Annotated in this window: 25 protein-coding genes; 18 read left to right on the plus strand and 7 right to left on the minus strand. The window is 63.6% G+C overall.

The genetic code is table 11. The features are described from left to right. The first annotated feature begins 107 nt into the window (after positions 1-107). On the plus strand, positions 108-455 hold the full coding sequence (locus tag EO094_RS09460; RefSeq protein WP_425455867.1) for a winged helix-turn-helix transcriptional regulator: 348 nt from the start codon (positions 108-110) through the stop codon (positions 453-455). Here the strand turns inward: EO094_RS09460 and EO094_RS09465 are convergent. Together EO094_RS09465 and EO094_RS09470 are read right to left on the minus strand one after the other, a co-directional pair. Continuing rightward, a complete protein-coding gene (locus tag EO094_RS09465; RefSeq protein ID WP_128292080.1) occupies positions 447-1,004 on the minus strand; it encodes a DUF421 domain-containing protein in 558 nt (185 codons plus the stop codon). The genes EO094_RS09460 and EO094_RS09465 overlap by 9 nt on opposite strands. 3 nt (positions 1,005-1,007) lie before the next feature. Then, on the minus strand, positions 1,008-1,322 hold the full coding sequence (locus EO094_RS09470; protein ID WP_128292081.1) for a hypothetical protein: 315 nt from the start codon (positions 1,320-1,322) through the stop codon (positions 1,008-1,010). Between the two features lie 304 nt (positions 1,323-1,626). Here EO094_RS09470 and EO094_RS09475 point away from each other — a divergent pair, with 304 nt between their 5' ends. The 6 genes from EO094_RS09475 (at position 1,627) to EO094_RS09495 (ending at position 3,345) form a co-directional block, all read left to right on the plus strand. Next, on the plus strand, positions 1,627-1,836 hold the full coding sequence (locus tag EO094_RS09475) for a cold-shock protein (RefSeq protein ID WP_092808877.1): 210 nt from the start codon (positions 1,627-1,629) through the stop codon (positions 1,834-1,836). A 61-nt stretch (positions 1,837-1,897) separates the two neighbouring features. Further along, on the plus strand, positions 1,898-2,089 hold the full coding sequence (locus tag EO094_RS09480; RefSeq protein ID WP_128292082.1) for a hypothetical protein: 192 nt from the start codon (positions 1,898-1,900) through the stop codon (positions 2,087-2,089). A 123-nt stretch (positions 2,090-2,212) separates the two neighbouring features. Next, positions 2,213-2,365, plus strand: coding sequence for a hypothetical protein (locus EO094_RS18450; RefSeq protein WP_164879594.1), 153 nt, complete (start codon positions 2,213-2,215; stop codon positions 2,363-2,365). A gap of 3 nt (positions 2,366-2,368) precedes the next feature. Beyond that, a complete protein-coding gene (locus EO094_RS09485; RefSeq protein ID WP_092808879.1) occupies positions 2,369-2,608 on the plus strand; it encodes a hypothetical protein in 240 nt (79 codons plus the stop codon). 81 nt (positions 2,609-2,689) lie between these two features. After that, positions 2,690-2,938, plus strand: coding sequence for a hypothetical protein (locus EO094_RS09490; RefSeq protein WP_128292083.1), 249 nt, complete (start codon positions 2,690-2,692; stop codon positions 2,936-2,938). Positions 2,939-2,943: 5 nt separating this feature from the next. Next, the gene (locus EO094_RS09495) at positions 2,944-3,345 is read left to right on the plus strand and encodes a hypothetical protein (protein ID WP_128292084.1); all 402 of its coding nucleotides are present in this window, start codon (positions 2,944-2,946) and stop codon (positions 3,343-3,345) included. 321 nt (positions 3,346-3,666) lie between these two features. On the opposite strand, the gene hemN is transcribed toward EO094_RS09495, so the two are convergent. Next, positions 3,667-5,013, minus strand: a complete 1,347-nt coding sequence (hemN, locus tag EO094_RS09500) for an oxygen-independent coproporphyrinogen III oxidase (protein WP_128292085.1) — start codon at positions 5,011-5,013, stop codon at positions 3,667-3,669. A gap of 331 nt (positions 5,014-5,344) precedes the next feature. On the opposite strand from hemN, the gene EO094_RS09505 reads away from it, so the two are divergent. From EO094_RS09505 to EO094_RS09515, 3 genes are read left to right on the plus strand one after another with little or no spacing between them, the layout of a single operon-like run. Next, on the plus strand, positions 5,345-6,280 hold the full coding sequence (locus EO094_RS09505) for a hydroxyacid dehydrogenase (protein ID WP_128292086.1): 936 nt from the start codon (positions 5,345-5,347) through the stop codon (positions 6,278-6,280). Positions 6,281-6,285: 5 nt separating this feature from the next. Continuing rightward, the gene (locus tag EO094_RS09510; protein ID WP_128292087.1) at positions 6,286-7,278 is read left to right on the plus strand and encodes an Ldh family oxidoreductase; all 993 of its coding nucleotides are present in this window, start codon (positions 6,286-6,288) and stop codon (positions 7,276-7,278) included. Positions 7,279-7,296: 18 nt separating this feature from the next. Next, positions 7,297-8,754, plus strand: a complete 1,458-nt coding sequence (locus tag EO094_RS09515; protein ID WP_128292088.1) for an NAD-dependent succinate-semialdehyde dehydrogenase — start codon at positions 7,297-7,299, stop codon at positions 8,752-8,754. Positions 8,755-8,907: 153 nt separating this feature from the next. Here the strand turns inward: EO094_RS09515 and folK are convergent, their stop codons facing one another. Continuing rightward, positions 8,908-9,447, minus strand: coding sequence for a 2-amino-4-hydroxy-6-hydroxymethyldihydropteridine diphosphokinase (gene folK, locus EO094_RS09520; protein ID WP_128292089.1), 540 nt, complete (start codon positions 9,445-9,447; stop codon positions 8,908-8,910). A gap of 153 nt (positions 9,448-9,600) precedes the next feature. Here folK and EO094_RS09525 point away from each other — a divergent pair, with 153 nt between their 5' ends. Continuing rightward, positions 9,601-10,785, plus strand: a complete 1,185-nt coding sequence (locus tag EO094_RS09525; protein ID WP_164879614.1) for a glycosyltransferase family 4 protein — start codon at positions 9,601-9,603, stop codon at positions 10,783-10,785. Between the two features lie 37 nt (positions 10,786-10,822). On the opposite strand, the gene ppk2 is transcribed toward EO094_RS09525, so the two are convergent. Continuing rightward, positions 10,823-11,692, minus strand: coding sequence for a polyphosphate kinase 2 (gene ppk2 / locus EO094_RS09530; protein WP_128292091.1), 870 nt, complete (start codon positions 11,690-11,692; stop codon positions 10,823-10,825). A 79-nt stretch (positions 11,693-11,771) separates the two neighbouring features. On the opposite strand from ppk2, the gene EO094_RS09535 reads away from it, so the two are divergent. Beyond that, a complete protein-coding gene (locus tag EO094_RS09535; protein ID WP_246008452.1) occupies positions 11,772-13,109 on the plus strand; it encodes an ATP-binding protein in 1,338 nt (445 codons plus the stop codon). A 114-nt stretch (positions 13,110-13,223) separates the two neighbouring features. Here the strand turns inward: EO094_RS09535 and EO094_RS09540 are convergent, their stop codons facing one another. Then, positions 13,224-13,736, minus strand: coding sequence for a GcrA family cell cycle regulator (locus tag EO094_RS09540; RefSeq protein ID WP_128292092.1), 513 nt, complete (start codon positions 13,734-13,736; stop codon positions 13,224-13,226). Positions 13,737-14,094: 358 nt separating this feature from the next. On the opposite strand from EO094_RS09540, the gene EO094_RS09545 reads away from it, so the two are divergent. From EO094_RS09545 to EO094_RS09565, 5 genes are all read left to right on the plus strand, one after another. Then, entirely contained in the window at positions 14,095-15,297 is a 1,203-nt protein-coding gene (locus EO094_RS09545; RefSeq protein ID WP_128292093.1) for an aspartate aminotransferase family protein, read from the plus strand. 12 nt (positions 15,298-15,309) lie between these two features. Further along, the gene (argF, locus tag EO094_RS09550) at positions 15,310-16,230 is read left to right on the plus strand and encodes an ornithine carbamoyltransferase (RefSeq protein WP_128292094.1); all 921 of its coding nucleotides are present in this window, start codon (positions 15,310-15,312) and stop codon (positions 16,228-16,230) included. Continuing rightward, a complete protein-coding gene (locus EO094_RS09555) occupies positions 16,227-17,225 on the plus strand; it encodes an Hsp33 family molecular chaperone (RefSeq protein ID WP_128292095.1) in 999 nt (332 codons plus the stop codon). Before argF ends, EO094_RS09555 begins: the two co-directional genes overlap by 4 nt. Positions 17,226-17,514: 289 nt before the next feature. Further along, positions 17,515-18,780: an efflux RND transporter periplasmic adaptor subunit gene (locus tag EO094_RS09560; RefSeq protein WP_128292096.1), complete on the plus strand. Its 1,266-nt coding sequence runs from the start codon at positions 17,515-17,517 to the stop codon at positions 18,778-18,780. Then, positions 18,777-22,172 (plus strand): efflux RND transporter permease subunit, encoded by a 3,396-nt coding sequence (locus tag EO094_RS09565; RefSeq protein ID WP_246008453.1) that lies wholly within the window; start codon positions 18,777-18,779, stop codon positions 22,170-22,172. The genes EO094_RS09560 and EO094_RS09565 overlap by 4 nt, the downstream gene beginning before the upstream one ends. A 16-nt stretch (positions 22,173-22,188) precedes the next feature. Here EO094_RS09565 and apaG read toward each other — a convergent pair whose 3' ends face one another. Further along, complete coding sequence (apaG, locus tag EO094_RS09570) at positions 22,189-22,581, minus strand: Co2+/Mg2+ efflux protein ApaG (RefSeq protein WP_128293230.1); 393 nt, start codon at positions 22,579-22,581, stop codon at positions 22,189-22,191. A 227-nt stretch (positions 22,582-22,808) separates the two neighbouring features. Between apaG and EO094_RS09575 the strand changes: the two genes are divergently transcribed. Next, a complete protein-coding gene (locus EO094_RS09575) occupies positions 22,809-24,857 on the plus strand; it encodes a glycosyltransferase (protein WP_128292097.1) in 2,049 nt (682 codons plus the stop codon). Positions 24,858-24,986 lie beyond the last annotated feature (129 nt).

A 24,986-nucleotide genomic window follows, 5' to 3' on the forward strand; every position in this document is an offset into this window, starting at 1 on the left:
TCCTGGTTACCATTGGTGACCGTCAGATAGGGCAGCCCCGCCGGGGGCCACAAGAAGGCACTTTTTTGAAACCGCAGATCTGTCACCTCCCGTCCGATTGCAGGCCTGTGAGCGAGATCCTGTCGCGCATCGGCGACAAATGGTCGGTGCTCGTCATCACCTTGCTGGGCGATGCTCCTCTGCGCTTCGGGGAGTTGAAGCGCGAGATCGGCGGCATCTCCCAGAAAATGCTAACGGCCACTTTGCGGGCTTTGGAGCGCGATGGTTTCGTGCTGCGCCGCGATTACGGGACTGTGCCGCCGAAGGTCGAATACGAGCTCACCGAGCTCGGCCGCGATCTCCTCGTGCCGGTGACGGCATTGGCGGCATGGGCGCGGCAAAACCAGGCGCATGTCGAGGAGGCCCGTCGCCGCTTCGATGATGCATGTCCGGAACGGACCGGCCGCTCAGGCTGACAGACCTGCCTCGGCGCGAGCTTCCTGCCGGCCTTGAACATGCCGCAGCGTGGAAGCCTTGGCCGGTTCGCCCTCCGGCTCGTTTGCTGCCGGAACGACGCTGATCGAACCGTCCGTTTCCAGGACCACGGCCGCGACGGCGTCGAGGTCCGCTAACCCCGCCGCGCGCACGGCTGCGTAGACCTCTTCTTCCGTGACGCGCTCCTTCTTGAGCATGGCGTGGAGGAAGCGGCCGCGAAAGAAGACGAGCGAGGGGTCAGCCTTGACGAGCGACTGAAACCGTCCCGATCGCACCGAGGCGTAAGCCACCGCATATTGCAGGAGGCACAGGAGGGCGAAGGCGAACAGACCTTCGCTCAACGAAACCTCGCTCGACAGAAGCACGGTGGCCAGTATCGAGCCAAGAGCCACCGTGACGATGAAATCGAAGGCGTTCATCTTCGACAGCGTGCGCTTGCCGGTCGCTCGCAGCAGGAGGACGAGCCCGCCATAGGCCAGGATGCCGATGATAAGGATCCGAAAGAGGTCGCCCCAGCTGTCGAAGAACATCGATCAGCCTCCCGTATCGCTGAGCTGATCGCAGCGCACCCACCATTTCTCCGGCATCGCCGCATCGCGTAAGGCCTGCACGACGCCGCCTCCGGCATTGGAAAAGTCGATGAGACAGAGCGAGCCGCTGTCGCTCTTGAGGCGCGTGATGGTGAGATTGCGGCAGTCGGACGGCATCAATTCCCCGTTGCTGCCGATAATCTGTTGCAGGCTCTGCTGCGACTGGCAGGCGGGGAAGCGCTCCTGGGCTGCGGCCGGGGCCGCAGCGGTGAGGGCGATCAGGGCGGTGGCTGCACCGGCGGCGATGAGACGGGCCATGGGGCCTCCTCTTGAAACGGGCTGTTGCGCTGCAGGGGCGGCGGTGCCGTGGCCATGCAGTCTCACTTACCAACAACCGGCATTTTCGAGAGTTCCGGAGCTTGTCGGGTTTGGGGCGGAGTTTTTCTTGTTAATGCCGCAATTGCAGTCTACAAGAACAACCATCGATCTTTGGCCGGACATTTTGGCCGTTAAGTCCCGTTTCGCCGGGCGCGGGTTCAGACTTCCTCCAAAACTCGACTTTCACACACGTGCGCATATCGCGTCGCGTGTACCCATACGCGTTCTGCGAAAGGAACATTCCATGGCGGTTGGTACCGTAAAATTCTACAATTCCCAGAAGGGTTATGGCTTCATCCAGCCGGAGGACGGCGGCAAGGACGTGTTCGTCCATGCCACGGCTCTCGAGCGTGCCGGCATGCGCGGCCTCGTTGAAGGCCAGCGCGTCTCCTTCGACGTTGAGGCGGATCGCCGCTCCGGCAAGGAAGCTGCAACGAACCTGCAGCACGCCTGATTTTTCAGAAGGCGCAGGCTCGCCTGCGCCTTCTCTTCCCATGCCGTACGGCGGAGGGAATATGACAAGCCATTCATTCAAGGTGGGCCAGACGGTCCGCCTGTCGCAAAAGACCGTCGGCCCGGGTGTCGCCGGCGTGTACAAAATCCTGGCTCTGCTGCCCGAGGAACATGGCGATTGCCAGTACCGCGTGCAAAGCACGGTGAGTTCGCAGCAGCGCGTCGTCCAGGAAAGTCAGTTGTCGCGCCTTTAATGGCGCATGTCTCAGGCCCGGAGACGGTCCTTTCGAACCAAGGCCGGCTTTCCGCGTCTGCCGCTCCCGCTCAAAGCCTGAACGGCGCACGATGTGCAACCCGGTTCGGAGAGGATGAATTTCATGGCAAAAGGGCAGGTGCGCGGTTCTAAGGAAGCCAAGAAGCCGAAGAACAAAGACAAGGGCGCCAAGCACACCCCGAAATATATGGAGACGGCAGAGCTCGGCTCCTCGGGCTCCGGTGGGACGCCTCTCAAGCTCGGCCAGAAGAAATAATCTGTGGCGCGCTTCGAAGTCACGATGTCGAGCGGCGACAAGCTCCTCATCGAGCACGATATCGCATCTGTCGAGGAGATGCGGCTGGTGCTCGAGAAGACCGACTTTCTCGCTACCAAAGAAGTCAGACTCGGTGCACCCGGTACGCTGCCGGATGTCGTCTTGTCGACCCGCCATATGATGCTGCTCCGCCCGCTCGCTGAGGGTGCGACACAGGGCAGCTCCTTCAGGCCCAAGCGATAATCTAAAATGGGAACGCCGACGAAACCGTCGACGCAGGGGAAGCCCGCAAAGGGGAACGCTATGGCGAGGAGCGTGAAGGACGTGGCCGAGCTCAAGGCTCGGATGGCGCATGCGCTTTCAAGCGACAATGTCAGCGTCCCACAGCGAGAATTTCTCGAAAGCCAGAAGGCGCGGCTCGATCAGCGTGGAACCCATACCATGCTTACCGACGACCAACTCGCACGCATCGAACGCATCATCGACGAGGCCGGGGCGGAACTCTCCTCGTCTGGCGCGAATCCATCTGACGCCGACGATGCCGAGTCCACGCCGCCCACAAATCAAGGGTGATGCCGATGTCTACAAAAACACAAGGCAAAGGTGACAGCGTCAAGCTGCGCCGCGACAAGGCCGATGCGACCACTGCCGCAGCGAAAGCTGTGATCGACGCCGAACTGAACGCAGCGCGCCAGAAGACCGAGCGGCTGCGGGCTCAGCGCCTCGCCAAAGAGGCCGACGACGCCGGATTGGCGAAAGACGCGGCGGAAAACGCGCCCAAAAAAGGTGCTCGAAAGACCACAAAGACGCGAGCGACGAAGAGTGCCGCACTCAAGGCCGCCGGCACGCCCCCTGAGGTCGATGAGGTCAAGGCGTCAAAGAAGAAGTCGAAGGCGAAAAAGGCTGTGCCGGCACCTGTCGCCGATATGGACGACGACGTCGAGGAGCCTGACGAGGCCGACGAGGTCGCAGAGCTTTAGCTGACCGACGCCGACGTCTCGCCGGCTATCATATCGATGTCACGCTGATCGCCGCTCTCACGAGGGCATGCCGCTCGCGCTGAGCTTGTGTCATGCGGGCGCGTGATTGCTTTGCGATGCCCAGGTTTTGCGATCTGGTCCGGCTCACTCAGGCCATCCATCATGCGGCCGGCTCGAATCGCACCCCGCATCGTATCTATGGCTGATGGATGAGGCTCTTTCGACGCTCACCCCGAAACACGCCCCCGAGCGGCCGCGACTGCCAGCGACGGCACCGGAACAGGAGCCGCCATCGGCGGCTCTGCCCGTGCCAGGTCGGCTCTAAACGGCAGTCGAATGCGTGGCCGCACGCGTCCCGAGATAAGCGTCGAAAGAAGCAGCAACGCTGCGCACGAAGGGCCTGCCCCGATCGGTGACGACGAAGCGATCGCCGACGCGTGAGAAGAGCCCATCGGGGTCCGATTCCGCGAAATAGCGCGCATCGTTGATGACGGGATCGGCCAGCGCACCGAAATGCGCTTTCAAGGTCCCGGCCGAGAAGGCGAAGTCGCACAACAGCCGCTCGATCACGAAGGCCCGAACCCTGTCGGCCTGAGAAAGCTCGAAACCACGAACGGTCGCAAGCTCACCCTTTTCGATCTCGGCCGCGTAGCGACGGGTCGTCTTCTCGTTCTGCAGATAGCCCTGCGGGAGCTTGCTGATGGACGATGCGCCGAAACCGATGAGTGCGTCGGCCTCGTCCGTCGTATAGCCCTGGAAATTGCGGTGGAGACGACCTTCCCAAGCCGCCACGGCAAGAGAATCTTCCGGCACGGCGAAATGGTCGAAGCCGATGCGCTGATACCCGGCGCCGGTGAAGAGCGTCGCTGCACGATTGGCCTGCGCAAAGCGCTCCAGAACGTCAGGCAGCTCGTCCGTCGGGATCATCTTCTGGCGTGGGATGACCGATGGCACATGCGCGTAGCCGAAGAGAGCCACGCGGTCCGGCCGGAGGGTCAGGATCTGTTCGACCGTGTGTACGAGCTTGTCCCGGCTCTGATACGGCAGGCCGTAGACGAGATCGACGTTGATGGAGCGGATGCCGGCGGCACGCAGTCGATTGACGGCCGATTCCGTCTCCTCGAAGCTCTGCATACGGTTGATGGAGGCCTGCACCTTCGTGTCAAAGTCCTGCACGCCGATCGAGGCGCGGGTGAAGCCGGCTTTTGCGAGCGCTTCCACACGCGCATCGTCGAATTCGCGCGGATCGATCTCGATCGCGAATTCCGCATCTGCCGCGGACGGGAAGGCCTCGCGGATCGCCGAGGCGAGCTCGATGATGTCGTCCGGCTTCAGCAAGGTCGGCGAGCCGCCGCCCCAATGCACGCCCTCGACGTTGATGTCCGGCGCAAGCTCGGCCACGAGCTTCAGCTCGTCCTTCAGCGTCTTGAGATACGGCAGCACCGGATCGTAGCGCAGCACGTGCCTGGTGGTGCAGCCGCAGAACCAGCACAGCGTATCGCAGAACGGGATGTGGAAGTAGAGCGAGGCCCTGGTATTGGGCTTGAGCTCTTTCAGCCAGGCTTTCGCGACCTTGCCGTCCACTTCTTCGTTGAAGTGGGGCGCCGTCGGATAACTGGTGTAACGCGGCACAGGCGCCGCGTATTTGCGGACGAGATCAGGAACCATTTGGGTATTTCTAGTGCTTTCGTCGAAGGCGTCCTTGATCAATGTCAAAGAGGAAATCGGCCGCCGCAAGGTTTGACGCGCACGCCGGCATGTCCTCTTGCAATCTGAACGGCTTGGCAAACCGAGAAGCCCCGCGAACGCCGCCTTGCGCCTCCCCTTTCTCGGTGCGCCGCGAGGCCTGCGCATGCCCGGCGAAGCGGCCCTCTCGACAAGATTCGTGGACAAGGTGCCGCTTCGTCATCTATCCCTGCGGCGGTGGTGATTATCACCGCCGCTCGCCTCTGCCATGGGCTTGCCGTTTCCTCCCGAAGGCCCGGTCGTTTCAGGAAAAATGTCCGACATCGTCATTTCCGAGTTTATGGATGAGGCAGCCGTTGCGCGCCTGTCCGCTCGCTTCTCCACTCTTTACGCCCCCGATCTTGCCGAAAAGCCCGATGCACTGAAGGCGGCGCTCACAGAAGCGCGAGCCTTGATCGTCCGAAACCGCACCGAGGTGCGGGCGGATCTGATCGAGGGGGCCGATGCGCTCGAATGCGTCGGCAGGCTCGGCGTCGGCGTCGACAACATCGATACGCAATGCTGCGCCCGGCGCGGCATCGCCGTTTATCCGGCCGCTGCCGCGAACGCTCTGTCCGTTGCCGAATATGTGATCTCGACTGCGCTTCTGCTTCTGCGCGGCGCCTATCTCTCCACGCCTGCCGTCGCCGCCGGGCAATGGCCGCGTGGAGAGCTGATGCACGGTCGCGAAGCGAGCGGCAAGGTGATCGGTCTGGTTGGTTTCGGCGCGAGTGGCCGTGAAACGGCGCGTCGTGCCGAGGTGCTCGGCCTCGACGTCATCGCCACCGACCCGCATATCCCAGCCTCCGACGCGGCGTGGAACGAGGCGCCGCGCACCGACCTGTCGACGCTTCTTGCCGAAGCCGACGTCGTCAGCCTGCATGTCCCGCTGACGGACGAGACGCGCTATCTGATCGATGCGGCTGCGCTCGCCCGCATGAAGCCCGGCGCGATCCTGATCAACGCCGCACGTGGCGGCATCGTCGATGAGACGGCGCTTGTCGCGGCCCTGAAGGAGGGCCGGTTGGGCGGTGCCGCGCTCGACGTCTTCGAAACCGAGCCGTTGACGGCCGAAGCGGGAGCCGTCTTTGCGGATCTGCCGAATGTGGTTTTGACGCCGCATATCGCGGGCCTTACCGCAGAATCGAACCTGCGTGTCGGGCGGGTCATCGCCGATGCGGTCATCAATCACCTCGAGGGCCGCAAGTGACCCATATGCGACTTGGCGAATTGCGGCATCTCGTGGAGGCCGCCTTGACCGCCTCGCGGGTCAGCCCGGAAAACGCCGCCTCCGTCGCCCGCGCGCTCGTCGCCGCCGAAGCCTGCGGCCAGACGAGCCACGGCCTTCGCCGCGTCGAGGCCTATTCCGCGCAAGCGCGCGCCGGCAAGATCGACGGCTTTGCGGTGCCGACGACCGAAGTCGTCCGACCCGCCACGCTTTCCATCGATGCGGCGCACGGCTTTGCCTATCCCGCGCTTGATCTGGCTCTCGCCGAACTGCCGCCGCTTGCGCGCCTCCAGGGGCTGGCGATGGCAGGGATCAAGCGCTCCAGCCATTGCGGCGCCATGGGCGTGACGGTCGAAGCCTTCGCCGAAGCGGGGCTCGTGGCTCTCATGTTCGCCAACGCGCCGGGCGCCATGGCTCCCTGGGGCGGGCGCAGCCGTCTTTACGGCACCAATCCGATCGCTTTTGCGGCCCCCCGCAAGGATGCCGCTCCGGTGGTCGTCGACTTGTCGCTGTCGCAGGTGGCACGCGGCAAGGTGATGGCGGCCAAGCAAAGGGGCGAGGAAATCCCGGAGGGCTGGGCCTTCGATGAGGCGGGCAAGCCGACCACCGATCCGGTCGAGGCGCTTGCCGGCACGATGGCGCCGCTCGGCGGGGCCAAGGGGACGGCGCTTGCTCTTATGGTGGAAATGCTTGCCGCCGGTCTCAACGGCGCCAGTTATGCGAGCGAGGCGAGTTCCTTCTTCGACGCCGAGGGTGGCCCTCCGAACACCGGTCAGCTCATCATCGCCATCGATCCCACGGCCTTCGGCGCCGACGCCATCGGCCGCTTCGGCGACCTGGCCGCGATGATCGAGGCCGATCCTCCCGCCCGTGTGCCGGGTGCGCGGCGCCAGGCGCTCCGGGCGGAGGCGGAAGAGAAGGGAATTGAAATGGATGACGCGGTGATCGCCGCGGTTCGGGCGATCGCCGGCATCGAATGACAGGAATGGGAGTGAGGCATGCTGCAGAAGACGCATTACTGGAAACGTGAAGCCAATCTGATCGGCGGCGAATGGGTTGGAGCCGATTCCGGCGAGACGATCGACGTCACCAATCCGGCGACCGGCGAGACGATCGGAACCATCCCGAAATGCGGCAAGGCCGAGACCGAGCGCGCCATCGAGGCCGCTGCTGAGGCCTTCGAGAGCTTCAAGACGACGAGCGCCGACGAGCGCGCCAAGCTGTTGCGCGCCCTGCACGACGCCATCATGGACAATCAGGATGCGCTCGCTGAGCTCCTCACTCTGGAGCAGGGCAAGCCCTTGACGGAATCGCGAGGCGAGGTCGGCATGAGTGCGGCCTATGTCCTGTGGTTCGCCGAAGAGGCGCGCCGCGTCTACGGGGATCTCATTCCGTCCCCGTGGAAAGACCGCCGCATCATGGTGACGAAGCAGCCGGTTGGCGTCATCGGCGCCATCACGCCGTGGAACTTCCCGTCCTCGATGCTGTCGCGCAAGATCGGTCCGGCGATCGCTGCAGGCTGCACCGCCGTCGTCAAGCCGGCGACGCAGACGCCTTATTCGGGCCTTGCCTGGGGTGCGCTCTGCGAAGAGGTCGGCATTCCGAAAGGCGTGGTCAATGTCGTCACCGGGTCCGCCAAGGATATCGGTGCGGCGCTCATGGAAAGCCCGAAGGTTCGAAAAGTCACCTTCACCGGTTCGACGGATGTCGGCAAGGTTCTGATCCGCCAGTCGGCGGACACCGTGAAGAAGGTTTCGATGGAGCTCGGCGGCAACGCGCCGTTCCTGGTTTTCGATGATGCCGATATCGACCGCGCGGTCGCTGGTGGCATTGCCGCGAAATTCAGGAATTCCGGCCAGACCTGCGTCTGCACCAACCGCTTCTACGTCCAGGCCGGCATTTACGACCGTTTCGCCGAGAAGTTCGCCGAAGCCGCCAAGGGCCTGAAAGTCGGCTCCGGCCTCGAAGAGGGGACGCAGCAGGGCCCGCTCATCGACGACAATGCGGTCGCCAAGGTCGAAGAGCTGATCGGCGATGCCGTCGACAAGGGCGGCAAGGTCATTGCCGGCGGCAAGCGCCACGAACTCGGCGGGACGTTCTTCGAGCCGACCGTGATCGCCGATGCGAAGCCCGACATGCGCTTCTCTAAGGAAGAGATCTTCGGTCCGGTTTCGCCGCTCTTCAAATTCGAGACGGAGGAAGAGGCGGTCGCGCTTGCCAATGACACGGAATACGGTCTCGCCTGCTATTTCTACACGCAGGATCTCGGCCGTGCGTTCCGCGTCTCAGAAGGGCTCGATTATGGCCTCGTCGGCGTCAACGAGGGCGTCATCACGACGGAGGTCGCTCCCTTCGGCGGCGTCAAGGAATCCGGCCTCGGACGCGAAGGCTCCAAATACGGCATCGACGATTATTTGGAGATCAAATACGTCTGCATCGGCGGTCTCGGGCTCTAATCTCCGAGGCGCAGCTGAGTTTGATCGGCCTCTCCCTCATCCGAGGGGGAGGCCTTTTTCGTGCGGCCCTTGTTTCGTGCAGCCTTTGTTTCGCGCAGCTGAAGCGCGACAGGCGCGGGGGCCGGTCAGGTGCGCCGCATCAGTCGTGCCGCATCAATTCCGCCGCAGGGGCTCGCGATGCCAGTTGCCGGCGCCTGCCGGCGTGAGGTCCGACAGATCGAGCCGTGCGAGAATCTCGCTTGCCGGACGCTCGCCGATCTTCGCCGTCGGCCAAAGATCGACAAGCGGCTTGAGGGCAAAGCTTCGTTCCGTCAGGTGCGGATGCGGGATCGACAGCTCTGGCTCGGCGAGGAGCTCTTCGCCGTAGACCAGAATGTCGATATCGATGACGCGCGGCCCCCAAGGTTCTGTACGAATGCGGCCAAGCTCCTTCTCAACCTCGAGAAGAGCCGCGAGCAGGCGCCGTGGGCTCAGCTGCGTTTCGATCAGAAGCGCCGAATTGGTGAAATCGGGCTGGTCGGTTTTTCCCCATGGCCGGCTCACATAAAGCGGAGCGGCGGCGGTCACGGTGACCCCGTCCACATTGGCGATGGCCTTCGCGGCTTTGCGAAAAGTGTCCGCCGGATCGCCGAGATTGGCTCCGAGCCCCAGCACGGCCTTGACGGCGCCGCAGGCGAGGCTGCGGTGAATCATGCGAAAACCTCGTGGTCGAGGTGATACGTACGCGAATCGTTCCATCAGCACAGGTAGAGATGCCTGCCGGATCGAAGCAAGCCCCGCGCCTTAGATATTAACGACCTCTTATCCATGCTGCCCGATAATGTTTGTTTGGGCCGGGAGGACAAAATGCAGAATGCAGGTGACCCCCTCAGGATCTTGCATGTGCTGCGTGCGCCTGTCGGCGGCGTTTTTCGCCATGTCTGCGATCTCGTCCAAATGCAGGCCGCACGCGGCCACCAGGTCGGTATAATCTGCGATTCCACGACGGGCGGGGCATTCGAAGCCGACCGGCTGACAGAGCTTGCAGACTATCTTCCCCTGGGTCTCGTCCGCACGCCCATGAGCCGGCCGATCCGGCCGCAGGATCTCGGAGCTTTGCTGCGTGTAAGGGCCCACGCCGCTACGCTCGCGCCTGATATCATCCATGGCCATGGCGCCAAGGGTGGCATCTTCAGTCGGTTGGCCGCAGTCAGCGAACGGCGCAAGCGTCGCGCTGTGGCGAATTTCTACACACTCCATGGCGGCAGTCTGCACTTCGACAAACAGGCGGTGACAGGCCGCCTCTATTTTCGGGTGGAGCGTTCACTGGAGCGTGTGACGGACGCCCTCGTGCACGTGTCCGCTTTCGAGGCTGAGACTTATCGCGAAAAGGTGGGCGAGCCGCGCTGTCCTGCCCGGGTCATCTACAACGGTCTGCGGCCGGACGAGTTTTGGCCGGTAGAGAAAGTCGGGGCTCCGACGGATTTTCTATTGCTCGGTGAGCTAAGGCCACTCAAGGGCGTGGACGTTCTGCTCGGGGCGCTTGCGCGTATGGCGGAAAAAGGGCACCGGCCGAGCCTCTGTGTCGTTGGCAGCGGCGTCCGTGAGCAGGTCGAGACCTATCGGGCCTTTGCTGCGGAAAAGGATCTCGATGTGCGCTTCCATGCCCCGATGCCGGCCCGCCAGGCTTTGGCGCAGGCACACATGATCGTCGTGCCGTCTTTGGCGGAATCTCTGCCCTACGTGGTGTTGGAGGCCGCCGCCGCCGGCACGCCGATGATCGCCACGCGCGTCGGCGGTATCCCGGAGATTTTCTCAGGCGAGGAGGATCGTCTGATCGAGCCCGGCAACGTGAGAGCGCTCGCCTCCGCGCTCACAGCCGCGCTTGAAAACCCTCAGCGTCTTGTCGAGGAGGCGGCCGCAAGGCGGGCCTTTGTGCACGAGCGCTTTTCCCTCTCCGGCATGGCAGAGGAGAATGAGGCCCTCTACCACGAGGCGCTTTCAAGGCGCCGCGGCGGGCCCTCTATGGATGCGACCTTGAACGCCGCCTGAGCCCGTTGCTTTTCGGCTCAGCCCGCCGTTTTTCGGCTCAGCCCGTTGGCGACGCTTCGACCTCGCTCAGAAATTCCGGTCCCTGTGAGACGATCGCCTCGTCCAGCTCACCGATGCGCTCGCGATTTTTCCCGTCATAGGGCAGCGAGAGAAGAACGGTGCGGATGAGATTGAGCCGCGCACGCCTCTTGTCGTTGGCCCGCACCACGTACCACGGGGCTTCCTGCGAATGCGTCGCGGCAAGCATCCGGTCGCGGGCGGCAGAGAAGGCCGGCCAGCGTTTGATCGCTTCCTTGTCGACCGGCGAGATCTTCCAGGATTTCAGCGGGTCGTGCCGGCGGTCGTGGAACCGCTTCAGCTGCATCTCGCGACCAATATTGAGCCAGAACTTGAAGAGGTGCACGCCGTCGCGCACCAGCATACGCTCGAAATCCGGGGCCTCCCGCAGGAACACAGCAGCCTCGGTCTCGCTGCAAAAACCCATGACGGGTTCGACGACGCCACGATTGTACCAGGAACGGTCGAAGAGTACCATTTCGCCATTGCTCGGAAGCTCTTCCACATAGCGCTGGAAATACCATTGCCCGTGCTCGCGCTCCGTCGGCTTGGCGAGCGCCACGATGCGGGCGTGGCGGGGGTTGAGATTTTCCCGCACGACCTTGATCGAACCGCCTTTGCCGGCCGCGTCGCGCCCTTCGAACAACAGCACGATGCGCTGGTTCTCGTTTTGGGCCCAGGCAAGAACCTGCACGAGCTCGCGCTGCAGATCGCGCAGTTCGTTTTCGTACTTTGTGCGCTTGAGCTTCTTGGAATAAGGAAAGTTACCAGAGGTCAGCGCGTTCTCATGCACCCAGGCCGGCAGTTCGGGTGCATCGAGGTTGAAGGTGGAAAAGTCCTGATTGTTCATGTGCAGGTTGATTCTCTGACTCAGACTTGTCACGCAGCGAGTCTACAGAACGCTGAATGGCTTTACGAGAGCGGCAAAAGTGATTGAGGAGACGAACACGGAAAACAACCTGTCGGTGAATCCTGCCCGCCCGCTTGCGCGCCTCGCCGCGGCGCGTTTGCCGCTTCTGGCGACGGCGCTTGTGCTGGCCTTCGTGACCGTCAATTTCTCCGTGCCGGTCCTGTGGTCCGTTCTGGGATTTGTTTTCGTCCTCGTCGTCACGGCCACAGCCCCTGCTCGCATGCGCTCTGAGCGGTTGTCGTCTGCGGCCGCCCACAGCCGCATCCTGTGGCCCGACACAGGGATGAAGGCCGTCGTCTCATCGCTGCCGCATCCCGCTTTCCTGCTCGATCAGCGCGGTATCACGCGCTTCTCCAACGAGGCAGCAACCGCTGCGTTCCCGCAGGCTCGTCCCGGCGACCCGCTTTCCATGAGCATTCGGACGCCGCGTCTTCGAGATGCGCTGGCCGCGGCCCAGGGTATGGTGACGAGCAGGTTCGAGTACCGCGAGCGCAGCGGGGCGGAGACCGTCTATGTGGTGACCGTCCAGCCGGTCTTGCATGCCGCTGCCGCAGCGCCTTTCATTCTTCTGCTTTTTGAGGATGTCACCGAGCGCCTGGCGACGGCCAGAATGCGCGCGGATTTCGTCGCCAATGCGAGCCACGAGCTGCGCACGCCGCTTGCGTCCCTCTCGGGCTTCATCGACACGCTCCAGGGACCTGCCCGCAGCGATCCCAAAGCTCAGGACCGCTTTCTGGCCATCATGCGCGAACAGGCGGAGCGCATGCGCCGGCTTCTCGATGATCTTCTCTCCCTGTCGCGGCTTGAGATGCGGGTGCATCAACAACCGCGCGAGCACATCGATCTTGCACAGATCGCACGCCGCGTCGTCGACGGTCTGCGTCCGCTTGCCGAGCATCTGGAGGTGGAGGTGACGCTCGATGTTCCGGACGAGCCTGTCTTCGTCCTGGGCGATGCCGACGAGCTCCATCAGGTGTTGGAGAACCTGGCCGAGAACGGCCTCAAATACGGAGGGGCCGGCAAACGTCTCGACGTGAAATTGGCGCGGCAGAACCTGGACGGTGGAGCGGTCGTGCTGGCAAGCGTGCGCGATTGGGGGCCGGGGATTGCGCCGGAGCATCTGCCGCGGCTCACGGAGAGGTTCTACCGCGTCGATGTCGCCTCAAGCCGCGAGAAGCAGGGAACAGGCCTCGGCCTGGCCATCGTCAAGCATATCCTGACGCGCCATCGTGGCCGCCTCGATATCGACAGCGAGCAGGGCGCCGGTGCGACCTTCACCGTGCGCCTGCCGGCTGCTGATGCGCCGGCGGATCGCGCCGTGGCGGATGAGGCGCAGACGCCAGCGACGGCTGTTTGATCGCAGACGGGCCGGCCGTGCTGATCCCGCGATCTTCCTGACACATTCGCACAAAAAGAAAGCGGAGCCGAAGCTCCGCAGTCTGTTACGCCAGTCTTCGGGAGAAAGCTGAACTCAGCCGTTCGCGGCCCGCTTCATGCGGCGGCGCGGATCGGATGTCTGATAGGCAACGCCCGCATGGTATTCGCAATAGGGCGAGCTCTCCAGGGAATCGCACCCGCAAAAATGGAAATCCTCGTCGCCCGGATCGCCGATCGGCCATTTGCAGGTGCGCTCGGTCAATTTCTCGATCGTCAGGCGCCGTGAGATCGGCATGACGAGAGCGTGCACGGGCTGCAGTTCCGTTTCCTGCTCGACTTCCATTTCTACCTCTACCTCGGCCTGAAGGGCCGTGGCGCCGACGGTCACGGTCCGGTGCTGTTGCCGGACGGGAGCGGAATTGCGCGGTCGACGCGCCCGCTTGATCGTGGATGTCGGCTGGCCGCGTCCGGAAAGCCCGAGCCTGTGAATCTTGCCGATGACGGCATTGCGCGTGACGCCGCCGAGCTCTCCGGCAATCTGACTGGCGCTGAGGCCTTCCTGCCAGAGCTTTTTGAGAAGATCGACTCGTTCATCGGTCCAGGACATGGGCGTCTTGGCTCCTTGCTGCCGCGTTTGTGTCATTGGCGGAATCCGTCTGCGTCGCAGGGGCAAAAAAACCTGCGCCAACGCAATAACTGGTAGGGGATCCGGTCCACCACACGAGATGTCGTGTTTAACGATTTCGAAACTACCCGATCGGTCGACTCTTCGACAAGAGTCCCGCCGGCGATTTGATGTTTTTCCCCTGGATACGGCAAAAGTGAGTCCGCAATGCCACACAGGTATGCTCAAAAGCCGCGCATTGCGCGGTTCGCCGGCCTCATGATAAACGAAGCGCAGCCGCCGTAGGGCGGCTTTTCGCATTTCAACAACAAAATCTCACATATCGGATCGGACCACGCCCATGTCGGCCGCCTCTCCTCTGTCTTCTCCTTTGTATGCGACCTATGCCCGCGCTGAGCTCGCCTTCGAGCGCGGCGAGGGTGTCTGGCTGGAGACGACGTCGGGAGAGCGATATCTCGACCTGATGGGCGGCATCGCCGTCAACGCATTCGGTCATGCGCATCCCTATCTGGTCGAGGCTCTGAAGCGGCAGGCGGAAAAGCTCTGGCACGTCTCCAACATTTTCGAGATTCCGGGGCAGGTGGAACTCGGTCGTCGTCTCTGCGAGGCGAGTTTTGCCGATCGCGTCTTCTTTACGAATTCCGGCGGCGAGGCGATGGAATGTGCCATCAAGACGGTGAGGCGCTACCACCACGCCAAGGGCCAGCCGCAGAAGAACCGCATCATCACCTTCGAGGGCGCCTTCCATGGCCGCACGCTCGCCACGATCGCCGCTGGCGGTCAGGCGAAATATCTGGAAGGTTTCGCGCCCAACGTCGAAGGTTTCGACCAGGTCGCCTTTGCCGACCGTGACGCACTGAAAGCGGCGATCGGCCCGGAAACGGCCGGCATTCTCATCGAGCCGATCCAGGGCGAGGGTGGCATCCGCCCGGTACCGCACGAATTTCTGCGCTTCATCCGTGAGCTTTGCGACGAGCACGGCCTGTTGATGGTGCTGGACGAGATCCAGTGCGGCATGGGCCGGACGGGCCGCCTCTTTGCGCATGAATGGGCCGGCGTGACGCCGGACGTCATGGCGATCGCCAAGGCGATCGGCGGCGGCTTCCCGCTCGGCGCCTGCCTGGCGACACGCGAGGCGTCGGAAGCGATGGCCGTCGGCTCGCATGGCTCCACCTATGGCGGCAACCCTCTCGCCATGGCCGTCGGCAATGCGGTTCTCGATCTCGTTTTCGAAGATGGCTTCCTGACGGAGGTTTCCCGCAAGGGGCTCCTCCTAAAACAGAAGCTTGCGCGCCTCGTCGATGCCTATCCCGATCAGCTGAAAGATGTGCGCGGCGAGGGGCTGATGCTGGGCCTCGTCTGTGCGGGCGCACCTGCGGAAATGGTTGCCCGCCTGCGCAAGCATGGCGTCCTCACCGTGGGTGCGGGCCACAATGTGGTGCGTGTCCTGCCGGCGCTGATCATCTCGGAGGCGGAGATGGATGAAGGCGTGAACCGTATCGAAGCTGCGCTGCGCGCCGCCGGCAAGTCCGCTGCCGCGTAGGGAGAATAAAACATGAGCCTGCGTCACTTCCTCGACCTTGCCGACATTCCGTCCGACACGCTGCGGCTGATCCTTGACGACGGCAAGCAGCTGAAGGCTGCCCGCCGCTCCGGTCCCGTGGCCGAGCGGCCGCTCGAAGGCCGCATCCTCGCGATGATCTTCGAGCAGCCCTCGACGCGCACCCGCATTTCCTTCGACGTCGCCATGCGCCAGCTCGGCGGCGACGCCATGCTCCTGTCCGGCAAGGAGATGCAGCTTGGCCGCGGCGAGAGCGTGAGCGATACCGCCAAGGTGCTGTCGCGTTATGTCGATGCGATCATGATCCGCACACTCGACCATGACATGGTCGCAGCCCTTGCCGAGCATGCCACGGTTCCCGTTATCAATGGGCTGACGCGCCGCTCGCATCCGTGCCAGTTGATGGCTGACCTGATGACCTTCGAAGAGCACAGGGGCGCCCTCGAAGGCCGCAAATTCGCCTGGCTGGGCGATGCCAACAACGTCATGAATTCCTGGGTCCATGCGGCCGAGCGCTTCGGCTTCAGCCTCGATGTTGCAAGCCCGGCCGAGCTCGGCCCCGACCAGGCGATCCGCGACTGGGCGCAGGAGCATGGTGCGAAGGTGCGTTTTCTCGATGCGCCGGAAGAGGCCGCAGCCGAGGCCGACTGCCTGATCACCGACACCTGGGTTTCGATGGGCGACGACGAAGGGGGGCGGCGTCACAATCTCTTGAAGCCGTACCAGGTGAACGACCGCATGATGGAATATGCCAAGAAAGACGCCATATTTATGCATTGCCTGCCCGCACATCGCGGCGAGGAAGTGACTGCCAGCGTGATCGACGGCCCCCAATCGGTCGTCTTCGATGAAGCGGAAAACCGCTTGCATGCGCAAAAGGCGATCCTTTCCTGGTGTCTTTCGGAGCCTTCGTGAACAAGACGACTGTCACACAGACTGAATCCCGCGCGGACGACCGCGCTCTGCCCTTTCAAGTCGATCCGCTGGACGTGCGTGGCCGCGTCGTCACGCTCGGACCGGCGATCGATGCCATTCTCGCGCGCCACGATCTGCCGAGGCCCGTCAAGGTTCTTCTCGGCGAGGCCGTGGCGCTCGCCTCGCTGCTTGCCACCTCTTTGAAGGATACGGGCCGTTTCATCCTGCAAACGGAAACGGACGGTCCGGTCTCGATGCTCGTCGTCGATATCCGCACCCCGGGCGAGATCCGCGCCACGGCCACCTGCAACCGCGAGCGCGTGGAGGCGGTGACGGTTTCCGGCCGCGCTGCGAGCGGTGATCTCCTCGGCCGCGGCACGCTCGCCATGACGATCGAGCAGGGCAAGACCGGGCGTCGCTACCAGGGTTATGTCCCGCTGGAGAACGAGAGCCTGGAAGACGCAGCGCATTCCTATTTCCGTCAGTCGGAGCAGATCCCGACGCGCGTGCGTCTGGCCGTCGCCGAAATCGTTGATCGCGGCAGTGCCGGCGAGGCCCAGCAGGCCTGGCGCGCCGGTGGGTTGATCGCGCAGTTCTTGCCGGAATCGAGCGAGCGCATCAAAGTCCGCGATCTCCATCCGGGCGATACGCCGGACGATGCCGATATGGCCGATCTGCCGCTGGAGGACGACGCCTGGCTGGAAGCCGTGGCGCTCGTCGATACGGTGGAGGATCTCGAACTGATCGACCCGGCCGTTCCGGCCGAACGTCTTCTCGTTCGCCTCTTTCATGAACGTGGCGTGCGCGTCTTCGAGCCGACTGTTCTGCGCGATCACTGCACCTGTTCGCGCGAACGCATCGAGCAGGTGTTGGAGCAGCTTCCCGCCGATGAGCTGGAAGAGGCGGCAGTCGAAGGCGCAGTAGAGGTCCGCTGCGAGTTCTGCGGCAAAGAGTATCGATTCACGCCCGAAGAGCTGAATTCCGGCAAAGCCTGACCGATCGTTAAGTTGTCGGCCACGTCGCCGCATGCCTTACCATTCAGCTGGTGTTCACCTGGAACCTCTAAGGTTTCGGGCTATCTGATGCCGTTGAATCGCAAAGGATGTTGCTCTGACCGACAAGGCCAAGACGCCGCTCCTGCTGGTCGATTCTCCTGCGCCGCGACAAGGCGCAGGAGAAGGCGAGCTGCAGCCCGCCGCCCGGCCGGCTGAGGAGAAGAGCTCGCAATCTTCAAAGACACGGCACAACACCGCGCATCCTCTCTGGCGTGGGCTCGTTCAGACCGTGCTCGTTTTCGTGGTGCTTGCCGCCGCGGTCGCTGGCATGCGCTACATGGCAGCCACGGCGCCCGAAGGGCCGAAGCGCCCGCCGAGTGAGCAGGTCTACACGGTCGAAACGCAGACGGTCGCGTTCGGCAGTCATCAGCCGGATTTTTCTGTCTTTGGCACGACGATCGCGGGCAAGACGGTCGAGCTGCGTGCTCTCGTCGCCGGCGAGATCGTGTCCATTTCGGACGATGTCGAAGTCGGACGTCGTGTCGAGGCGGGCGAAACGCTCGTCACACTCGATGATTTCCCCTATCGGGGCGCACTCACCGAAGCGCGCGCCAATTTTCGTGAGGCGGAAGCGACGCTCACCGAAAGGCAGGCGAGCGTGCGCGCCGAAGAGGTTGCGGTGTCGCGTGCCAAAGAGCAGTTGGACCTCGCCCGCACGGATCTCGAACGAGCCCAGCAATTGCGTGCGCGCGGGACCGGAACACAGCAATCCCTCGATGAGCGGCAGCTGATCTTGAGCCAGCGGGCCCAGGCGCTTGAAGAACGGCAGAGCAATCTCGAGGTCGCCCGTGCGCGGCTGGAGCAGCAGCGCGCGGTGAACGATCGGCTGCGCTGGCGCGTCGAGGAGGCGGAGCGAAATCTCGCTGATACGGTCCTGAAAGCCCCCTTCGATGGCGTGGTCATGAGCGAAGCAGCCGGCCTTGGTCGCAAGGTGAGTGCCAGCGATCTTCTCGTGGAGCTCTACCGCGAAGGCTCCGTGGAAGCCCGTTTCGTGGTGAGCGATCGCCAGTTCGGCCGTCTTCTCTCGGATTCCGAAGGTGTCATCGGACGCGAGGTCGACGTCACCTGGACGGTCGGCGGCAAGCCTCTCGTCTATAAGGGCACGATCGATCGCATCGGTGCGGAGGTCGTGGCCGACCGTGGCGGCGTGGAGCTTTTCGCCAACGTCAAAGACGGGCCGGAAGTCGATCTCCGCCCAGGCGCCTTCGTTGAAGTCTCCGTGCCCGACAGAACGTGGCAGGATGCCGTTCGGCTTCCGGAAACGGCGCTCTACGGCGGCAATGCCGTCTTCGTCGTCGAGGATGGGCGCCTTCAACGACGCCCGGTCGATGTCGCGGCCTATGACGGGGCCGACGTCATCGTCACCTCCGGCCTGTCGGAGGGCGAGACGGTGATGACGACGCAGATCGCCGATGCCCGCGAAGGCATCAAGGTGGCGAAGCCCGGGGAGAACAAGCGGATCTCACCGACGATGTCGATGGGGCATGGCTCGTGAGTGCGGTGCCGCCCGCTCCCCCGTCGAGCCCGCGGCGCGATGCCATCCCGATCGTGGAGCTTTTTGCGCGTCACGCCAATGCCGCGAACCTCTTGATGGTGCTGATGATCCTGTTCGGGATCTTCGCCCTTCTCAAGATCAACACGCAGTTCTTTCCCTCGCTCGAAACCGACACGATCTCCATTTCCGTCTCCTGGCCGGGGGCGAGCGCGGAGGACGTAGAATCCAATATTCTGGAGGTGATCGAGCCGGATGTGCGCTTCCTCGACGGCGTCGATGAGATGCGCTCCTATGCCCGCGAGGGGAGCGCCACGATCTCGCTCGAATTCGAAGACGGCGCCGACATGCAGAAGGCCTTGTCGGATGTCGAGGCGGCGGTTGCCGCGATCACCAACCTGCCGGAGGATGCGGAAGAGCCGGAAGTCTCCTTCAGACAATGGCGCGAAGCCGTTGCGAGATTGGCGGTCACCGGCCCTTATTCGGAGACGGCGCTGCGCGCCATCGCCAAGAGGATCCATGACGGGCTGATCGACGCCGGTATCGATTCCGTCACCTATACGGGTTTTCGCGATCGCGAATTGGTGGTGAGCGCCGAAGAGGCGGAATTGCGTCGGCTCGGCCTGACCATCGGCGACGTCTCGACGGCGATCGCCGGCAACAGTCGCGACCTGCCGTCGGGCGAACTCGACGCATCCATGTCCCGTCAGGTGCGTGCGCTCTCCGATGCCAAAGATCCGGCTGCGATCAAGGAGATCGAGGTCAAGGGCTTCGCTTCCGGCGAGAGGATCCGCGTCGGCGATTTCGCCGACGTGAACGAGCGCTTCGACCCGGACGACAAAGAAGGTTTGGCGCGCGGACAGCGAGCGATCGAGCTCTACGTCGAACGCTCCGCCAGCGCCGACACGCTCGCCAGCGCGCGGCTGATGAACGATTATCTGGAGCGTGTGCGGCCGACATTGCCGCCGGATGTCGAGATCCTGAAATACGACGTGAATGCCGATCAGGTGGCCGACAGGATCATGCTTCTGGTCCGCAACGGCCTCCAGGGCCTTATCCTCGTCATCATCATCCTGTTCGTCTTTTTGAACGGCAGCATCGCCTTCTGGGTCGCTGCCGGCATCCCCATCGCCATGATGACGACGCTCGGCGTGATGTACGTGACCGGGCAGACACTCAACATGATGTCGCTCTTTGGGCTGATCATGATGCTGGGCGTCATCGTCGATGATGCGATCGTCGTGGGGGAGCACACGGCCACACGCTCGTCGAGGGGCGATGACGGGCTGACGGCGGCCATCCGCGGGGCTGGCCATATGATGACGCCTGTCTTCGCGGCGAGCCTGACGACGGTTGCAGCCTTTGCGCCACTCTTCCTGGTGCGCGGCGGCATCGGTCAGTTCATCCAGACCCTGCCGCTCGTCGTCATCGCGGTGATCCTCGCAAGTCTTATCGAGTGCTTTCTGGTTCTGCCCGGCCATCTCGCCCATTCGCTGACGCGGGTGCGCCATTTCGGCTGGTCGATGTGGCGCTGGGTGTTTGCCTCGCTGTCGGTCGCGGCCGCCGTCATCCTGGCGCTGCGGCCGGGCACGGGCGAGCTTCTGGGACTGTCCTGGCTTTCCGCCCTCGGCGACTGGTTTACCGAGCGCCCGTCTTCCGTGCAGCTCCTTCTCACCGTCGCCTTCGCCATGGCCGCCGGGGCCCTCATCGAGGCTTTGGTTGCGATGTTCTCGCATCGCCGCGAGCGCAGCACCCACCGCCGCACAGCGTTGCGCCGTGGCCTCGACAACGGCTTCGAATGGGTGCGCAGCGGACCGTTCTTGCGGCTCGTCCGCTTCACTTATCATTGGCGCTACCTGACGGTGGCGCTCGCGGTTGCAAGCTTCATCCTCACGATAGGCCTTCTCCAGGGCGGGCGTGTGGCCTTCGTGTTCTTTCCGTCCCCGGAGGCGGAGACGATTCGCGGTCGCGTGGAATTCAATCCGGGCACGCCGCGCGAGGAGGTCGAGGAGACGGTCAGAAAGCTCGAATCCGCTCTCTGGCAGGCAAGCGACGAACTCTCTCCGCACAAGCCGCTGATCGTCGCCGCCTTCACCACCATCGGTTCGGCGGGGCGCTCGGAAGGCGACAATCTCGCCGAATTTCGGGTGCAGCTCGTCACCTCCGAGGAGCGCGACGTGCGCACGCCGACGATCGTGCGCGCCTGGCAGGAAAAAGCGCCGGACCTTGCCGGCATCAAGCGCTTTGCCGTTTACGAGATGCGCGGCGGGCCGCCGGGGCGTGACGTCGATATCCGCTTCCGCGGCGGCAATGCGGCCGATCTGAAGAAAGCCGCCGAAGAGGCGGCAGAGGTTCTCTCAGGCTTTCCGGGCGTTTCCGGCGTGGCCGACGACCTGCCCTACGGCAAGCCCGAACTCGTCATCCGCCTGACGCCGCGGGGCGCTGCTCTCGGCCTGACCAACGAAGACGTCGGCCGCCAGGTGCGCAATGCGCTGGAAGGCGCCATTCCACGCCGCTTCGCCGATGGCGACGAAGAGGTGACGATCCGGGTCAAGCGCAAGTTGGACGGGGAGGGCACGGCCGCCTTGCGCGCTCTGCAATTGCGCACGCCGGCAGGCTTTTACGTGCCTCTTGAGGAAGTGGCGACCTTGAGCGAGCGACAGGGCTTTGCCTCCATCCAGCGTGTCGATGGCAAGTCGAGCGTCGCGGTTACCGCCGATGTCGACCTCGCCGTCACCAATCCGGGTGCGGTTCTCGCCTCTCTGCGCCAAACCGGCGCAATCGACCGCATCGCCGCGCGCTATGGCCTCGACACGGGCTTTTCCGGACGCGCGGAGGAGCGTGAGGACGCCTTCGCCGACCTGAAGCTTGGTGCGGTGATCGCTCTCGCCGTCATCTACATCCTGCTCGCCTGGGTCTTCGCCTCCTATCTGCGACCGATCGCGGTGATGCTCATCATTCCCTTCGGCTTCGTCGGCGCAACGCTCGGCCATTTGTTCATGGGGTTCGACCTCACCATCCTGTCGCTCTTCGGTCTGCTTGGACTGGCGGGCATCCTCGTCAACGATTCCATCATTCTCGTGGACCGGCTCGAGGAGCGCTTACGGGATGGGGACGACCTGGCCGAGGCCGCGATCGGAGCGAGCACGGACCGCCTTCGCGCGGTGCTTCTCACCTCGCTGACGACCATCGCCGGGCTTGCGCCGCTTTTGACGGAGACGAGCCTGCAGGCGCAGTTCCTGCTGCCCATGGCGATCACCATGGTGTTCGGTCTGGGCTTTGCGACCGGGCTCGTGCTTTTCCTCGTGCCGGCGCTGATCGGTATTGGCGGGGATATCTCGCGCCTCTTCCGCTTTGCTGCCGGACGGCGCGTCTCGGCTTTCGCGCGGTCCTGAGACGGCGCGCTCGTTTTTAGTGAAGGAGCGCTTTTTGTCCCGGCAGGTCGAGCGAGAAAGCCGGGATTTCGACCGAGAAGCCGGAGCCGGTCTCGCTCACCATGTCGTAGCTTCCCACCATGATCCCTGAAGGCGTGCTGAGCGGACAACCGCTCGTATAGCGAAAAGTCTCGCCCGGCGGGATTTCGGGCTGCTCGCCCACGACGCCCGGCCCATGAACCTCTTCCGTGCGCCCGAGAGCATCGGTGATCTGCCAGTGCCGCCGCAAAAGCTGCACCCGCTCCTGGCCTTCATTGGTGATTTCGATCGTGTAGGCCCAGAAGAACCGCCCCGCCTCGCGATTGGATTCTTTTTCCAGAAACTCCGGCGCGACGGAGACGGTGATATTGCGGGTGGTGGCGCGATACATGGTCAATCCGATTCTCTGCGGCGCTTTTTGCGTGACCCGGTCACACAGCGCAAGCTCTTTGCGTCTCGGCGACGGACGCCGTTAAGAATTTGTTTACCGCAAACCTCGTGCTAAAGTTGTGTCTCTGGCGGGCTTGAAGGGGGGCGAGCTTGCAAGGGGAAAATCCGGGTATCCGCCGCACAGGTGGCGGGTCGCGTCAGCCTGTGTCCGTTCCGCCGAGACGGGTGTTGCCGGCGGTCTCCCGCTCGCCGCGCGCTTCCTCGCTGTTTCCATCTCCTGCCGATTTGCAGCGCCCGGACAGAGCGGCTCTGCCGGCCGATATCGCTTTCCTCGCCGGGCGCTGTCTCACGCCGAGAATGCTCGCTCTTGCGGCACAGCTCGCAAGACAGCGGGGAACCTCGGCCAGTCAGGAATTGATGGCCCTGCCGGGCTTTTCGCGCCCTCTCTACTGGCGGCTTCTTGCCGACCATCTCGGTCTGCCTTTCATCGCCGAGGGCGATCCGGTGACACTCCTGCCTGAGACCCTGCCGCCGGCTGCGGAAACCATCGTCAGGTCCAGGCGAATGCTCGTTGAAAAGGGCCCCGCGCGCATGCTCGTGCTCGCACCGGAAGGGCCGGCCCGGGTCGAGGAATTGCAGCGCCTTCTGATGCAGCGGCCCGAGATCAAAGGCCGCTTTGCGATCGCGGATCCGGCGACGATCCAGGCGTGTCTTTTGGCGCGCAACGATGCCGGCCTTGCCTATTGCGCCGCGCACCGGCTGGCGCGTGCAAAGCCGCAGCTTTCGGCGCTTCTCTGCAGCTCGCGCAAAGGACGGCTCGTAATCGGCGCTGCGCCGCTCGCCTTGATCGCTCTCATCCTCGTTTCACCCCTGCCTTTCGGGCGCATCGTTGCGATCCTCCTGAGCGCCTTCTTCTTTCTTTCTATGCTTCTCAAATCGGCCATCGCCTTCCTGCAGACGACCGAAAGGCCTGCCCGGCCTTTGAGCGATGCAAATTTGCCGAGTTACACGGTCCTTGTGCCGCTCTACCGCGAGGCCGGGATCGTGCCTGACCTCATTTCCCATCTCGATCGCATCGATTATCCCTCCTCGAAGCTGCAATGCCTCCTGTTGATCGAGGCCGATGACGAAGACACGCTTGCCGCCGCGAGGCGTCATGCTCGCCATCCGCGTTACCAGATCGTCGCCGTGCCGCCGCAGGAGCCGCGCACAAAGCCGAAGGCTCTCGTCTACGGCCTGCCTTTCGCGACGGGGCGCCTCGTGGTCGTCTACGATGCGGAGGATCGCCCCGAGCCTGACCAGCTTCGTAAGGCGGCCGCCGTCTTTGCGGACGACCCGGCGCTTGGCTGCGTGCAGGCGCGGCTCACCATCGACAATACCGAGAATGTCATCTCGAAGTTGTTTGCGCTCGAATATGCGGCCAATTTCGATGTCTTCCTGCCGGCCCTCGCGCATTGGCGCATGCCGCTCCCGCTCGGCGGCACATCCAATCATTTTCCGCTCGCCGTCCTGAAGAGGATCGGCGCCTGGGATCCCTTCAACGTCACCGAGGATGCCGACCTCGGAATCAGACTCGCCCGCTACCATTATCGCAGCATCACGATCGCCTCGCGCACCTTCGAGGAAGCGCCGGTTTCGCTTTCGCAATGGATGGGGCAGCGCCGTCGTTGGGTGAAGGGTTGGATGCAGTCTCTCCTTGTCGCCATGTGGCCGGTGCAGGGGTCTGCACCAGCTCTGACTGCGAAGGACCGCATGGCGGTTCTGGCCATTCTGGGGATGGGCGTTGCCGGACTTCTGGCCTACGCGCCTGCATGCCTTGTCGGGTTTCTTGCGGCGTTGGCCTTTCGCGGCATGCCGGAGCCGGACGGCCTGCTCTCCTGGAGCCTTTTTGCAGCGAATTTTCTCAATGTGACAGTGCTCGTCCTGTCCTCGGCGACCATGGCCTTCCGCGGCCTGCGATCGGTCGGACGGACAGACCTCGTGCCGATGATTGCGTTTCTTCCGTTTTATTGGATGGCGATGTCGCTCGCCTCCTGGCAGGCGTTCTTCCAGCTGCTGCGCCGCCCGTTTCTGTGGGAGAAGACGGCCCACGGGTTGTCCAAGGCGCGCGGGATGAGGCCCGATGCCCAAAGTGGCGCGGCGAGGTGGCTCAGCACTTCAAGGTTCATAGCGTTGTGGCGCAAAAGGGCATGGTTTGGACCCCGGCGGCCCGGGCCTGCGATTTGCGGAACGACAGGCTGTGCGACCTCCAGCCGTCCTTCGCCTGCGGCTTCTTGATGCGAAGGAGCCGGGCCTTGAGGCGCAAGTTCTGTGGAGCGGTCTTCTCGCCTCCGGTTGAGCCTTAGGCGGCTTATGGTTAGAAAAGCCGTCCACCCAGGAAGCTGAGCTTCCGTTCCTCCAGAGGGC

The organism is Afifella aestuarii, from assembly GCF_004023665.1.
Lineage (GTDB): Bacteria > Pseudomonadota > Alphaproteobacteria > Rhizobiales > Afifellaceae > Afifella > Afifella aestuarii.